This is a genomic window from Achromobacter sp. MFA1 R4 (genome assembly GCF_900156745.1).
Taxonomy (GTDB): Bacteria; Pseudomonadota; Gammaproteobacteria; order Burkholderiales; family Burkholderiaceae_B; genus Achromobacter.
Map to the genome: position 1 here is coordinate 3,483,371 of NZ_LT707065.1, position 13,949 is coordinate 3,497,319.

General features: G+C 66.9%; 12 protein-coding genes. 7 read left to right on the forward strand and 5 right to left on the reverse strand.

What is annotated here, in order from left to right; genetic code table 11:
- The first annotated feature begins 107 nt into the window (after positions 1-107).
- A complete protein-coding gene (locus tag BXA00_RS15855) occupies positions 108-1,655 on the forward strand; it encodes a UxaA family hydrolase (protein ID WP_076519368.1) in 1,548 nt (515 codons plus the stop codon).
- 85 nt (positions 1,656-1,740) lie between these two features.
- On the opposite strand, the gene BXA00_RS15860 is transcribed toward BXA00_RS15855, so the two are convergent.
- Positions 1,741-2,676, reverse strand: coding sequence for a dihydrodipicolinate synthase family protein (locus BXA00_RS15860; protein WP_076519369.1), 936 nt, complete (start codon positions 2,674-2,676; stop codon positions 1,741-1,743).
- A gap of 169 nt (positions 2,677-2,845) precedes the next feature.
- On the opposite strand from BXA00_RS15860, the gene BXA00_RS15865 reads away from it, so the two are divergent.
- Complete coding sequence (locus tag BXA00_RS15865) at positions 2,846-3,733, forward strand: LysR family transcriptional regulator (RefSeq protein WP_076519370.1); 888 nt, start codon at positions 2,846-2,848, stop codon at positions 3,731-3,733.
- A 147-nt stretch (positions 3,734-3,880) separates the two neighbouring features.
- Here BXA00_RS15865 and BXA00_RS15870 read toward each other — a convergent pair whose 3' ends face one another.
- Positions 3,881-6,997, reverse strand: a complete 3,117-nt coding sequence (locus BXA00_RS15870) for an Rne/Rng family ribonuclease (protein ID WP_076519371.1) — start codon at positions 6,995-6,997, stop codon at positions 3,881-3,883.
- Between the two features lie 522 nt (positions 6,998-7,519).
- Here BXA00_RS15870 and BXA00_RS15875 point away from each other — a divergent pair.
- From BXA00_RS15875 to msrQ, 4 genes are all read left to right on the forward strand, one after another.
- A complete protein-coding gene (locus tag BXA00_RS15875; RefSeq protein ID WP_369825571.1) occupies positions 7,520-8,482 on the forward strand; it encodes an RluA family pseudouridine synthase in 963 nt (320 codons plus the stop codon).
- Between the two features lies 1 nt (position 8,483).
- Positions 8,484-9,146 (forward strand): HAD family hydrolase, encoded by a 663-nt coding sequence (locus BXA00_RS15880; protein WP_076519373.1) that lies wholly within the window; start codon positions 8,484-8,486, stop codon positions 9,144-9,146.
- Positions 9,147-9,331: 185 nt separating this feature from the next.
- Positions 9,332-10,294, forward strand: a complete 963-nt coding sequence (gene msrP, locus BXA00_RS15885) for a protein-methionine-sulfoxide reductase catalytic subunit MsrP (RefSeq protein WP_076519374.1) — start codon at positions 9,332-9,334, stop codon at positions 10,292-10,294.
- Between the two features lie 8 nt (positions 10,295-10,302).
- Positions 10,303-10,953, forward strand: a complete 651-nt coding sequence (gene msrQ / locus BXA00_RS15890; protein WP_076519375.1) for a protein-methionine-sulfoxide reductase heme-binding subunit MsrQ — start codon at positions 10,303-10,305, stop codon at positions 10,951-10,953.
- 31 nt (positions 10,954-10,984) lie between these two features.
- Here msrQ and BXA00_RS15895 read toward each other — a convergent pair whose 3' ends face one another.
- Genes BXA00_RS15895 through BXA00_RS15905 form a run of 3 tightly spaced genes read right to left on the reverse strand, consistent with a single transcriptional unit; the run spans position 10,985 to position 13,081 of the window.
- On the reverse strand, positions 10,985-11,770 hold the full coding sequence (locus tag BXA00_RS15895) for an N-acetylmuramoyl-L-alanine amidase (RefSeq protein WP_076519376.1): 786 nt from the start codon (positions 11,768-11,770) through the stop codon (positions 10,985-10,987).
- Between the two features lies 1 nt (position 11,771).
- Positions 11,772-12,482: an SAM-dependent methyltransferase gene (locus tag BXA00_RS15900; protein ID WP_076519377.1), complete on the reverse strand. Its 711-nt coding sequence runs from the start codon at positions 12,480-12,482 to the stop codon at positions 11,772-11,774.
- Positions 12,479-13,081, reverse strand: a complete 603-nt coding sequence (locus tag BXA00_RS15905) for a Maf-like protein (protein WP_076519378.1) — start codon at positions 13,079-13,081, stop codon at positions 12,479-12,481. Before BXA00_RS15905 ends, BXA00_RS15900 begins: the two co-directional genes overlap by 4 nt.
- A 234-nt stretch (positions 13,082-13,315) precedes the next feature.
- Here BXA00_RS15905 and BXA00_RS15910 point away from each other — a divergent pair, with 234 nt between their 5' ends.
- Positions 13,316-13,906, forward strand: coding sequence for a DUF177 domain-containing protein (locus BXA00_RS15910; protein ID WP_156902809.1), 591 nt, complete (start codon positions 13,316-13,318; stop codon positions 13,904-13,906).
- Positions 13,907-13,949 lie beyond the last annotated feature (43 nt).

Here is a 13,949-nt window from a genome sequence, read left to right on the forward strand (position 1 = left end):
GCCGGGCGTTCGGAGCCGGTCGCCCGCAGCCGGTCGCCCGACGCCGGTCGCCCGCAGCCGGTCGCCCGATGCCGGTCGCCCCCCATTTTTCCTTCCCGAGACTATCTATGATCGATTTCACCGAAAAGCGCGCCGCCGGTCCCGTCATCCGGCTGCACTCCGCGGACAACGTCGTGGTGGCGCGCGTGCCGCTGGGCATCGGCACGGCCGTGCCTGCCGAAGGCCTCGTCAGCCGCAGCCAGGTCCCGGCCGGGCACAAGATCGCGGCGCGCGACCTGCGCGCGGGCGAACCCATCCTCAAGTACAACGTGTGCATCGGCTTTGCCGCCACGGACATACCGGCCGGCACCTACGTCCACTCGCACAACATGGACTTCCAGGAGTTCGACCGCGACTATGCGCACGCGCGCGATTACGTGCCGACCCGCATCCTGCCCGAGTCCGAACAGGCGCAATTCCAGGGCATCGTGCGCGCCAACGGGCAGGTGGGCACGCGCAACTACATCGGCATCCTGGCCACCGTGAACTGTTCCGCCACGGTGGTGCATCGCATTGCCGCGGCGTTCACGCAGGAGGCGATGGCGGCCTATCCCAATGTGGATGGCGTGGTGGCGCTGAGCCATGGCATGGGATGCGGCATGGAAATGTCGGGCGAGCCGATGGACCTGCTCCGGCGCACGATGGGCGGCTATGCCTGTCATGCGAACTTTGCCGGGGTGCTGATCGTCGGGCTGGGCTGCGAGCGCAACCAGCTCGATGCGCTGCTCAAGGACCAGGGCCTGGAAGCGGGCGCGCGGCTGCGGACCTTCATCATGCAGGAGACCGGCGGCACGCGTAAAACCATCGAAGCGGGCATCGATGCCGTGAAGGCCATGCTGCCGCAGGCGAACGACGTGCAGCGTGTGCCGGTGCCTGCGCGGCACCTGAAGATCGGCCTGCAGTGCGGCGGGTCGGACGGGTTTTCGTCGATCACCGCGAATCCGGCGCTGGGCGCGGCCATGGACATCCTGGTGCGCCACGGCGGCACGGCCATATTGTCGGAGACCCCGGAAATCTATGGGGTAGAGCATACGCTGACCTCGCGCGCGCGCAGCCGCGAAGTGGGCGAGAAGCTGGTGCGGCGCATTCGCTGGTGGAAGGAAGAATACTCGCCCGGCCGCGACGTGCAGATCAATGGAAAGGTCAGTCCGGGCAATCAGATGGGTGGCCTGGCCAATATCTTCGAGAAATCGCTGGGTTCCTCGATGAAGGGCGGCACGACGGGCTTGATGGAGGTGTATCGCTACGCAGAGCCCGTCCGGCAGCCGGGCATGGTGTTCATGGATACGCCGGGCTTTGACCCCGTGTCGGCGACGGGGCAGATCGCGGGCGGCGCGAACATGATCTGCTTTACCACCGGCCGCGGCTCGATGTTCGGCGCCAAGCCGGTGCCTTCGATCAAGCTCGCGACCAATACGCCGATGTTCGAGCGCCTGACCGAGGACATGGACGTCAATTGCGGCCAGATCCTGGACGGCACCGCCACGCTGCAAGAGGTGGCGCAGCGGATCTTCGAAGAGATCCTGCGCGTGGCCTCGGGCGCCCGCAGCAAGAGCGAATTGCTGGGGCTGGGGGACCACGAGTTCGTGCCCTGGAACATCGGCGTCGTGAGCTGATCCGCATGGCGCGGACGGTCAGGCGGGACCGTCCGCGTGTCGCGGGCAGGAGTCAGGCAGGAATCAGGCAGCGATCAGGCAGCGATCAGGCGTCGGCCAGCGCGGCCGCGCCGGGCATGTCAAAGCCGTTGGCCTGAAGCGCAGCCTTCAGGGCATCGTTCTGCGCCGCGTTCAGCTCGACCAGCGGCGCGCGCACCGTGGCCCACGCGGCGTCGCCCGATTTCCAGGCGATGGCGGCCTTCATGGCGGGAATCATGGGAAATTGCTGGAACACGTTGCGCGTGGCGTTCAGGCCCGCCTGGCGCTCGTCCGCATCCGCTTCCTGCCAGCGCTGCTGCAGCGCGACGATGGGGCCCGGATTGACGTTGCCGGTCGCCGTGATGCAGCCCACGCCGCCCGCGCGCAGCGTCTGCAGCAGGAATGCCTCGCTGCCCGCATAGACCTGGAAGCCGCGCGGCGCAAAGCGTTCGATCATCGCCGCCGTATTGGCCCAATCGCCGCCGCTGTCCTTCACGCCCGCGACGATGCCGGGGTAGCGGTCCAGCAGGCGGTCGATGAGGTCCAGGCTGAGGGGCACCTGGCTGACGGGCGGGATGTGGTACAGGTACATGCGCAGCGCGTCGTCGCCCACGCCCTCGATCAGTCCGGCGTAGTAGCGGAAAAGGCCTTCGTCGCTGACGCCTTTGTAGTAGAAGGGCGGCAGCACCAGCACGCCCATGCTGCCGCTGCGCACTGCATGCTGGGTGAGCGCAATGGCGTCGGGCAGCGCGCACGCGCCCGTGCCGGGCATCAGCGCCGACGGTTCCACGCCCGACTCGAGCAGCGCATCCAGCAGGGTGTGCTTTTCGGCCAGGGACAGCGAATTCGCCTCGGAATTGGTCCCAAATATGGCCAGTCCGACGGACTGCTCGCGCAGCCAGCGGCAATGCTTCACGTAGCGGCCCAATGCCGGACGATGGCGCTCATCGAACGGCGTCAGCACCGGGGAAAAAACGCCGGGAATGCGGGCAGGGGTCGTCATGTCTCTACTCGTTATCGGTTGGGGGGAAGAAACGCGCCGCGGCCGCGCGGCTGCGATCCCCGATTCTGGCATTGATCCGGCCCGCAAACATCTGCTGTTTAATGGGTTCAATCCATAAAATTATTGTGGTTTGCCATAGGTCAAGCCACGCATCGACAAGGGGGAGACGGTGGATACGCGATATGTGCAGAGCTTTGTGTCGGTGGTCGAATGCGGTTCGCTGGCCGAGGCGGCGCGGCGGCTGGACCTGACGCCCGCCGCCATCGCGGCGCGCGTGCGCACGCTGGAGGAGGAATTGGGCGCCACGCTGGTCAAGCGCGTGGGGCGCAGCGTCAAGGCGACCGAAGCCGGCCTGAAAGTGCTGGAGCGTGCCCGCGGCGTCCTGCGCGAAGTGCGCGACCTGCGGGCCAGCGCCGCGGACGATGCGCCGCTGGGCGAACTGCGCCTCGGGGTCTCGGCCTCGGGGCTGACGGGCATCATGCCCATCGTGCTGGCCCGCCTGTACCGCCGGCTGCCCAAGCTGGCGGTCTTCATGGAGCCGGGCACCTCCAATCACCTGTACCACCGGGTGATCAACGGGGACCTGGACGCGGCGTTCATCGTCAAGCCGCAATTCAACCTGTCCAAGGGCTACGCCTGGAAGCTGTTGACCGAGGAGCCGCTGGTGGTTCTTGCGCCGCCCGGCACGCCGGGAAACGACGCCCACGAACTGATGCGCACGCAACCCTTCATCCGCTACGACCGCAACGTCTGGGGCGGCCGCCTGGCCGACCAATACCTGCGGCAGCATGGCATCGCGCCGCGCGAGCGGCTGGAGGTCGATGGCCTCATGGGCATTGCCTGCATGGTTTCCGAGGGCCTGGGCGTGTCGCTGGTGCCGGACTGGGCGCCGGACTGGCTCGACAGCCGCCGCGTCAAGCGCGTGCTGCTGCCCGGGCGTGCGCCCCTGCGCCGGATGGGCATTCTGTGGGCCCGGCACATGCCGCATTCGGCGCTCGCGGAGGCCTTTGTGGAGGAGGCGGGCAGGGCCCTGCATCCGCTTGCGCGCCGCGCGTAGGGCGACGGGGCCTAAGCTCCCTTCCCGAGGGCGCGGCGCGGCCCCCGTGAATCCGTCCGCACCATGAAAAACACCCCGCAATCCGGATTCGAATCCGGCGTGCGGGGTGTTGCGCCTTGTCAGGCCAAGCCCTTGCGGGCTTGCCGTTTAGTGGCGGGTTTCGACCTGGACCAGCGGCTCGTTCGAGACGGGCGTCACCGGCTTGCGCTCGCGGCCCAGGCGGACCGGCGCATACGAAGCGGCGATGCGCTGCTGGGTCTGCGCGTGGCGTTCCGGATCGGTTTCCACCCACTGCAGGCCGGCGGCATTGACCACGTCGTGCAGGGCCTGCGCCTTGGCGGCCGGGGCAGCGGCAGGCACCACGATGGGCTGCGCGCTGGCCGGGGCCGACGGTGCGGGCGCCGGGGCGGCGACCGGGGCTACCGCGGGAGCTGCCGCGGGGGGTGCTGCCGGTGCCGGGGCGGCTACGGGCGCTTCGACCACGGGTTCCACGGCGGGCGCTTCCACGGGTGCTTGCACCGGTTCAGCGGCAACGGAAACTTCGCTGGCGGGCGCCACGGCGATGGGCTGGGCGGCTTCACGCGGCGCCGTCTGCACGGGCTGTGCGACGGGCTCGGCCTCGGGCTGCGTCACCGGCTCGGCAACGACCTGCGCGGACTCGGACTCGGGCTTGGCGGTTTCGACCTGGCCGGACGCGGCTTCCTGCACGGGAGCAGCTTCCTGCACCGGTGCGGGTTGCGCGGCGGCCTGCTCGGGCTGTGCGGCCGGAGCGGCTTGAACCTGCTGCGCGGGGGCGGCTACGGTCTGGGCGGCGGCCGGTTGCGCGGGCTCGGCAACGACGCCGTCCGCCTGCGGTTCGCCGGCTTCGTCCGTGCCGTCTTCCAGCAGCTCGTCGCTGCCGGCCACGCCTGCTTCTTCCTGGCTGCGGCGGCCACGGCGGCTGCGGCGGCGGCGGCGCTTGCGCTCGGGGTCGGCCGCGCCTTCGGCGCCTTCACCGGGCAGGCCATCGGCGGACTGCTCGAGGGCGTCGGCGTCCAGGTTGGCTTCGGCGGCGGGCTGCTGTTCAGATCGGGCGTCGGGCAGCGCGGTGGCGACCGTCTGGGCCAAAGCGGCGACCATGCTTTCCTGTTCGCTCATCGGCGCGTCGGCCTGGCCTTCCTCGCGGCGGTTGCGGCCACGGCCACGGCGGCGGTTGCGGCCGGCGCCGGTGTCTTCACCGTTGAGCTCGGGCGCCTGATCCGGACGGCTCGATGCCAGGGCGGCTTGCGTGGCGGACTGCGTGTCGCGCTCGCCGCGGGCTTCACCGCGACCTTGGCGCTCGCCGCGTTCGGCGTCGGAGCGGCGGTTGCCGCGCACGTGGTGACGTGCGCCTTCCGTGCCCTCGGCGCCTTCGCCGCGCGCTTCGCCGCGACGGTTGCGGTTGCGGTCGGAACCGTGGCGTTCGCCGCGGCGCTCCTGGCCGTCATGGCTGCCGCGGCCCTTGCCGCGGGTGGGGGCGGCACGCTTGGCGGTCTCTTCGGCGGGGGCGGGCGCGGGCTTGGCGGGTTCGGAACCGCCGGTCAGCCAGCCGACCAGACGCTTGAACAGGCCGCCCAGACCGGCGCCCGTGGCGGGCGCGGCGGGGGCCGCGGCCGGTGCGGCGGGGGTGGAGACCGGAGCAGGCTGCGACGGCGTGATGCCCTTGACCAGGGCTTCCGGACGCGACTTGATTTCGCTTTCGCGCGGCTGCCAGGGGGCGTCGGTGGCCGGGGCTTCGACCAGTTCGAAGCTGGTCTTCACTTCTTCCAGGCGCGGATCGTCGTGGCGCAGGCGCTCGATGTGATGGTGCGGCGTTTCCAGATGCTTGTTGGGGATCAGCATCAGGTTGACCTTCAGGCGCGCTTCCATCTTGGTGATGTCGGCGCGCTTTTCGTTCAAGAGGTACGTGGCCACGTCGACGGGCACCTGGGCGTGGACCGCCGCGGTGTTTTCCTTCATGGCCTCTTCCTGCAGCAGGCGCAGCACGTGCAGGGCGCTGGACTCGGCATCGCGGATCACGCCGGTGCCGTTGCAGCGCGGGCAGGTGATGTGCGAGCCTTCGTTCAGGGCCGGACGCAGGCGCTGGCGCGACAGCTCCATCAGGCCGAAGCGCGAGATCTTGCCCATCTGGACGCGGGCGCGGTCGAAATGGAGGGCATCGCGCAGGCGCTGTTCGACGGCGCGCTGGTTCTTGCTGTCTTCCATGTCGATGAAGTCGATGACGATCAGGCCGCCCAGGTCGCGCAGGCGCAACTGGCGGGCCACTTCGTCGGCCGCTTCCGAGTTGGTGCGCAGCGCGGTTTCCTCGATGTCGGCGCCGCGGGTGGAGCGGGCCGAGTTGACGTCGACGGAAACCAGCGCTTCGGTATGGTCGATCACGATGGCGCCGCCCGAGGGCAATTGCACCGTGCGCGAATAGGCCGTCTCGATCTGGTGTTCGATCTGGAAGCGCGAGAAGAGGGGGATGTCGTCACGGTAGCGTTTGACGCGCTGGACGTTGTCCGGCATCACCACGCTCATGAAGGCGGTGGCCTGGTCGGCGATCTCGTCCGTGTCGATCAGGATCTCGCCGATCTCGGGCGAGAAATAATCGCGGATGGCGCGGATGACGAGGCTGGATTCGAGGTAGATCAGGATGGGCGCGGCATTGTCGCGCGCGGCGCCGTCGATGGCGGTCCAGAGCTGCAACAGGTAGGACAGGTCCCACTGGAGTTCTTCGACGTTGCGGCCGATGCCTGCGGTGCGGGCGATGATGCTCATGCCCTGGGGCAGGTCGAGCTGTTCCATCGTGTCGCGCAGTTCCTGGCGGTCCTCGCCCTCGACGCGGCGCGAAACACCGCCGCCACGGGGGTTGTTGGGCATCAGGACCAGGTAGCGGCCAGCCAGCGAGATGAACGTGGTGAGGGCTGCGCCCTTGTTGCCGCGTTCTTCCTTTTCGACCTGGACGATCAGTTCCTGGCCTTCGCGCAGGGCGTCCTGGATGCGGGCGGTGCGCACATCCACGCCTTCCTTGAAGAAGCTGCGGGCAACTTCCTTGAAGGGCAGAAAGCCGTGGCGGTCCTCGCCGTAATTGACGAAGCAGGCTTCAAGGCCGGGTTCGATCCGGGTGATGACACCTTTGTAGATGTTGCCTTTGCGTTGTTCGCGGCCGGCAGTCTCGATGTCGAGGTCGATGAGTTTTTGCCCATCGACGATAGCGACGCGTAATTCTTCCTGATGCGTCGCATTGAACAGCATGCGCTTCATGAGAGGGTTTCTCCGTTGTCATGACGCGCCGATATCGGCGCGTGACCTCGGGCCACTCGGGCTGCGGCTGAAGCGGGCAAGAAGTTGCGGACCGTACCTGGGCGGCGCCCAGGCGTATCCGCCGCGGGTCAGGCGGGCACGTCGTGCCGTGGGGCACGGGGTTCTTTCAGCAGGAGGGTCAGCTTCACTGAATGTGGTTTGACGGAGTGTGCTGGGAACGGCAGCTGCGGTCGGATTGGTTGCCTACACGCAGCTGGTGCTTTAAATATGCGACGATTCTTGCAGTGCTTCAGAGCCGCTTGCGGCATGCAACGGACCTGCCGGGAAAGCGGGCAAGATGAATGCCACACCACTATCCCGCAGGGCTCGGTTGCGCCGGCGACCAAGAGACCCAGGGGTTGAATGAGCAGGCAGTACAATGGCGGCCCGCGCGCTCGACGGAGTTGCGTGTTGGTTGCATCTCTACGCCAGGCGGCTTGTTCAGCCCCTTAAGGCTGTCCCGATTATATGTCGCTTTCCGCAATGCGCAAAGAAACTTCCTCCCCTGAATTCGCCTCGAAAGCAGCGCCCGCCGTCCGGATGGTCGAAGTGGGCGCCGAGCACGCCGGCCAGCGTCTGGACAACTTCCTCATGCGCTTGTGCAAGGGGGTGCCCAAGACGCACATCTACAAGGCCATCCGCGGCGGCGAGGTGCGCGTCAACAAGGGACGTATCCAGGTCGACTACCGGGTGGAAGAAGGGGATGTCGTGCGCATTCCGCCGCTGCGCCTGCCCGATCCGGGCAAGCCCAGGCCCGTGCCGGCCGCCGAATTCCCCATCGTGTTCGAGGACGACGCGATGCTGGTCGTGGACAAGCCCGCCGGCGTGGCCGTCCACGGCGGCAGCGGGGTGTCGTTCGGCGTGATCGAACAATTGCGCGCCGCCCGCCCGCAGGCCAAGTTCCTGGAATTGGTGCACCGGCTCGACCGCGAGACCTCCGGGCTGCTCATGGTCGCCAAGAAGCGCAGCGCGCTGCTGGCCCTGCACGCCATGCTGCGCGAGGGCCGGAGCGACAAGCATTACTTTGCGCTGGTCGAGGGCGATTGGGTCAATGATCGCCAGCACATCAAGCTGTCGCTGGCCAAATGGACCACCCAATCGGGCGAGCGCCGCGTCAAGGTGGATCCGGACGGGCAGACGGCGCACACCATCGTCACGCTGAAACAGCGGTTTGGCGGCTACAGTCTGGTCGACGCCGAGTTGCGCACCGGCCGCACCCACCAGATCCGCGTCCACCTGGCGGCCAGCGGCTTTCCCATCGTCGGGGACGACAAATACGGCCACGACGAGGTGCGCGCCCGGTTCGCGCGGCAGGGCTTCAATCGCATGTTCCTGCACGCCCACAGTCTCACCTTCCCTCATCCGCTCACGGGCGAGGTCATGACCCTTACCGCCGAGCTGCCGCCCGCTTGCCGGAACATACTGAAATCACTGGAGTCGGTCTGATATGTCGTATTCGCTGGTCGTCTTTGACTGGGATGGCACCTTGATGGATTCCACCCACAGCATCGTGGCCGCCATCCAGGGCGCCTGCCGCGACCTGGATCTGGCGGTGCCGTCCGCGTCCGAGGCGAGCTGGGTCATCGGTCTGTCCCTCGAAAGCGCCTTGCGCCGCGCCGTGCCGGAACTGACGCAGGCCATGCTCCCGCGTTTTCTGGAGCGCTACCGCACGCATTACCTGTTGCGCGATCCCGAGCTGCGCCTGTTCGACGGCATTCCCGAGCTGTTGACCGAACTTGCCGGCCAGAACGTGCGCCTGGCGGTCGCCACCGGCAAGAGCCGGGTCGGGCTGACCCGGGCGCTCGCGGCCACGGGCCTGGGGCCGCTGTTCGACGCCACCCGTACCGCTGACGAAACCTTCAGCAAGCCGCATCCGGCGATGTTGCACGAGCTGATGCAGGAACTGGACGTGGATCCGGCCGGGGTCGTCATGGTGGGCGACACCTCGCACGACTTGCAGATGGCCTGCAATGCGGGGGTGCATGGCCTGGGCGTCACGTACGGCGCTCATACCCTGAAAGAACTTCAGGGATGTGCCCCGCAAGCCGTGTTCGACAGCGTGCCGCTGATGCGCGAATGGCTGCTGCCGCGCGTGGGCGCGGGCGCCTAGCTCCAGGGGGGCGTCCAGCAGCCGCGGAACGTCGGCCCTGCAGGCCGGTCTATCGGAAAGGCGCCTCTCGTTCTTCTCGTTCTTCTCGTTTTGTGGGCGGGCGCCGCGGAATAACATAGGCTCGTCCAGCGTCCATGAAGGGCGCGGGGCGCGCTCAGGGCGCCTGCGCCTTCCCGGAGACTACGATGCTGATACGCAAGCCAGACGACCTTCTTTCTTCCGAGATCACCTCCGAGGCCGTGTGGCGGTCGCGCCGCGAGCTGATGCTCCGGGCCGGCGCTGCCGCTGCCGCCGTCGGGTTGCCGGGATGGGCCACGCGCGCAGCCCATGCGCAGGAGGCGGGCGCATTGCCGGGCAAGGCTAATCCCGCCTTCAGCGTGATGGACAAGCAGACGTCCCTGTCGGACGTCACCTCGTACAACAATTACTACGAGTTCGGCGTAAATAAGGACGATCCGGCGGCCAATGCCGGCAAGTTGCAGACACGTCCCTGGACCGTCAGCGTCGAAGGCGAGGTCAACAAGCCGCGCACCTTCACGATCGAAGAGTTGCTCAAGCTGGCCCCGATGGAAGACCGCGTGTATCGCCTGCGTTGCGTCGAAGGCTGGTCGATGGTCATTCCCTGGGTGGGCTATTCGCTGTCCGAAGTGCTCAAGCAGGTCGAGCCCAACGGCAACGCCAAATACGTCGAGTTCATCACCGCCGTGCAGCGCGAAAACATGCCGGGCGTGCGCGCCGCCATCCTGGAGTGGCCCTATGTGGAGGGGCTGCGCATCGATGAGGCGATGCATCCACTGGCCATGCTGGTTTTCGGCGTCTATGGGCGCGTATTGCCCAACCAGAACGGCGCGCCGCTCCGGCTGGCCGTGCCCTGGAAATACGGGTTCAAATCGGGCAAGTCCCTCGTCAAGATCCGGCTCGTCGAAAAGCAGCCGATGACCTCGTGGGTGAAGTCCGCGCCGCAAGAGTACGGCTTCTACGCCAATGTGAACCCCAACGTCGCCCATCCTCGCTGGAGCCAGGCGACTGAACGCCGGATCGGCGAGGACGGGTTGTTTAGCCCCAAGCGCAAGACCCTGATGTTCAATGGCTATGGCGATCAGGTGGCGTCGCTCTATCAGGGCATGGACCTGAAGGCCAATTACTGAGGCTCCCCATGTCCGTCGGCGCTCCTCGCGCGGCTTCTGCCCCGGTGTCGGGCAAGGCGCAACTGTCGGCCAAGACGGTTGCGCGCTTCAAGCCGCTGCTTTTCTTGCTGGGTCTCGCGCCTTTTGCGCGCTGGATCTGGCTGGGCATGAACAACGGCCTGACGGCCAACCCCGTTGAATTCCTGACCCGTTCGTCCGGCACGTGGGCCCTGGTGTGCCTGCTGGTCACCCTGGCGATCACGCCGCTGCGGCGCCTGCTCGGGCAGCCCGCGCTCGTGCGCGTGCGGCGCATGTGCGGCCTCTTCGCGTTTTTTTACGCGGCCATGCATTTCATGGCGTGGGTCTGGTGGGATCGGGGGTTCGATCCGGTGGGAATGGTGCGCGACATCGGTGAACGCCCCTTCATCATGGTGGGATTTTCGGCGTTCGTGCTGATGACGGCCCTGGCCGCAACCTCCACGCAGTGGGCGATGCGCAGGATGGGAAAGCGTTGGCAGACCCTGCACCGGGCCATTTACGCCATCGGCTTGCTGGTCATCCTGCATTACTGGTGGCACAAGGCCGGCAAGAACGACCTGACGCAGCCGGCGATATACGGCGCGGTCCTGGCGGTGTTGCTGGGCTGGCGCGTGGTGGCTTGGTGGCGGCGCCGGCCTTAGCGGGCGCCGGGGGTCGTCACAACATGGGTCGTCACAACATGGCCAGCATGATGGCGGCGGTCTCCGCGTCCGGCTGGCCATCGTGCAGGGCAGGGCGGTAGTGCATCTGGAATGCCGCCAACGTATTGATGGTTTCGCGATCCAGCGTGCCGTGTTGCGGACAGGCGTAGCCCAGCCGCTGCAATTGCTTCTGGAACCACGCCACGTCCGGTGTGCCTTCGGCCTGCAGGCGAGCCAGGTGCTCGGCGGCGCCGGCTTCGTTGTACCAGCGGCCGATGCCCGCATCCGCCAGTGCCTTCCAGGGAAAGAGCGGGCCGGGGTCCACCTTGCGCTGTGGCGCGATGTCGCTGTGGCCCACGACGTTCTCGGCGGCGATCCCGTGGCGCTGGATGATGTCGCGCAGCAGTATCGTCAGGGCGCGCACCTGGCGCGCGTCATAAGGATGCCAGACGGGCTTGCCGTCCTCGCCCTCCGTCCAGCCCGGATTGACGATCTCGATGCCGATCGACGTGCTGTTCATGGCGATATTGCCGTACCAGGAACTCGCTCCCGCATGCCACGCGGCGCGGTTTTCATCGACCAGGCGGTAGGCGCGTCCGTCCAGGTCCAGCAGATAGTGGGCGCTGACCTTGCCTTGGGAAAGCAGGTGCAGCGATTTGGCGTCGTCCACGGTCGTGTAGTGCACGACGACGGCGCGCACCCGGCTGCTCTGGCTGACGGCGGTGATCGAGGTGTCCAGGTCGAGTCCGGCGGGACCCCGCGAGGCGCAACCCGCCAGGGCCGCCGCGGCCAGCAGCGTGCAGATCAGGCGGATCATGTCAGTGGGCCAGGTAAAGGAACAGCGTGGGCAGCTTGTCCAGTTGCGGCGCGGGCAACTTTTTCCAGTCGGCCACCGTGTGCGTCACGACCCATTCGTCGTCGGTCGTCACCGAACGCGCCACGCACAGCTTGGTGTCGCCCTTCAGGGTGGCCACCAGCGTCGCGAACATGGCGGCGTTGCGATAGGGGGTCTCGATCAGCAACTGGGTCTGGTTGTGGCGGGCGGAGTGCTGCTCCCAGGCGCGCAACTGCTTGGCGCGTTCGGCCGGATCCACCGGCGCGTACCCGTGGAAGGCGAATCGCTGGCCGTCCAGGCCGCTGGCCATGAGACCCAGGAGAATGGACGACGGGCCCACCCACGGCTTGACGGTGATTCCCAGGCGGTGGGCCGCGTCGACCACCTTGGCGCCGGGGTCCGCGACGGCGGGGCATCCGGCCTCGGACACCAGGCCGATCTCGGCGCCTTGCTTCACGGGTTCGAGCCACGCCTTGATCTGCGCGGCGTCGGCCTTGTCGGTCAGGGTGTGGATGGTGATTTCCTGCAGCGGCCGGGTGGTGCCGATAAGCTTGAGGAAGGCGCGGGCCGTCTTGGCGTTTTCGGCGATATACGTGTCCAGCCTGCCGGCGAGGGCGCGCACGTCCGCGGGCAGCCAGCGTTCGGGAGGCGCGTCGCCCAGGCTGACGGGGATCAGGTGCAGGGTGCCGCTCATGCGGGCGCTCCCGGGGCGTCGAGCGGATCCAGTCCGAAAATGGCCAGCATGCGCGTCAATTCGATCAGGGGCAGGCCTATGATGGCGGTGGGGTCGTCGCTCTGGATGCTTTCCATCAGGGCAATGCCCAGGCTTTCCGCCTTGGCGCTGCCTGCGGTATCGTAAGGTTCCTCGGCGCGCAGATAGGCGTCGATGGCGCGGTCCGGCAGCTGGCGGAACCGGCAGCGGGTAATGATGTCGGCTTTTTCCACTCGTTGGCCGTCCGTCACCGCCAGGGCGCTGTGAAACTCCACCAGTTGGCCCGACAGGGCGCGCAACTGTGCCTGTGCCCGCAGAAAATCGCCCGGCTTGCCGACGGGCGCGCCGTCCACCGTGGCCACCTGATCCGACCCGATCACGATGCTGCCCGGTTGCCTGGCCGCCACGGCCATGGCCTTTGCGACAGACAGCCGCAAGGCCAGCGCCTCGGGCGCTTCGCCGGGTTGTGGCGTTTCGTCGACATCGGGCGAAATCGCGATAAAGGGCAGGCGCAGCCGCGACAGCAATTCTTTGCGGTAGGGCGAGCTGGACGCGAGGATCAGGCTAGGCTTCTGGGGCATTCGGCATTTGACGGTAATACGTAAGTCACAGTATTATCTAACGTTTTGCGGCATTTTTGCAGGAACATCAACATGACACCCAAGGGAAAGCCTGGCGACGATAGTCGCCGCGCGGGCGGATCGGCAGGTGCGAAGAAGGGTGTAACTGCGGGTGTGGCTGCGGGTATGAATGCGGGCATAAATGCGGGTATGAAGGCGACCGCGGCTGCGTCAGCAGGCGCCAGGGATGCCGTCATGAAACCCATCGATGCGTTTGCGTTTGCCCGCATGCGCAAGACGGCGCAGGGATCCATTGCCTTGGTGCGGCTTGCACGCGTGGTGGATGGTTTGCCCGAGCAGCCTGCGGGCGAAGCGGGTCTTGTGACCTGGTCCGTGCAAGGCGACGAAGGCAAGACCGGCCTGGTGATGGGTCAGCCGCTTCTGCGCCTGCACGTGCAGGCCAATCCGGTCGTCATATGCCAGCGGTGCAATGCGCCGTTTGCGTACCCGATCGACAGCGAAGTGGTGCTGCAACTGGTCAAATCCGAAGACGACCTCGACGATGGCTATTCCGTTGCTGAACAAGGCGACGGTGACGACGACGAGGACGACGACGGCGTAGGAAAGGATTCGGTGGCCTCCCTGCCTGAAAAGGTGGTGGGGTCGCATCATTTTGATCTGTTGGCCCAGATCGAAGATGAGCTCATTCTGAGCATTCCGTATGTGCCCAAGCATGATGTATGCCCGGGCGCGCAGGCCAAGGCCAGCGAAGCTCTTGAAGAGGAGCCCGCTGTCAAGCGTCCGTCGCCGTTTGCGGTGCTGGAACAACTGAAGCACAAAGATTGAGATCAACATCGGGCCACATCGCGTACAATGCGCCCCGTTTCTA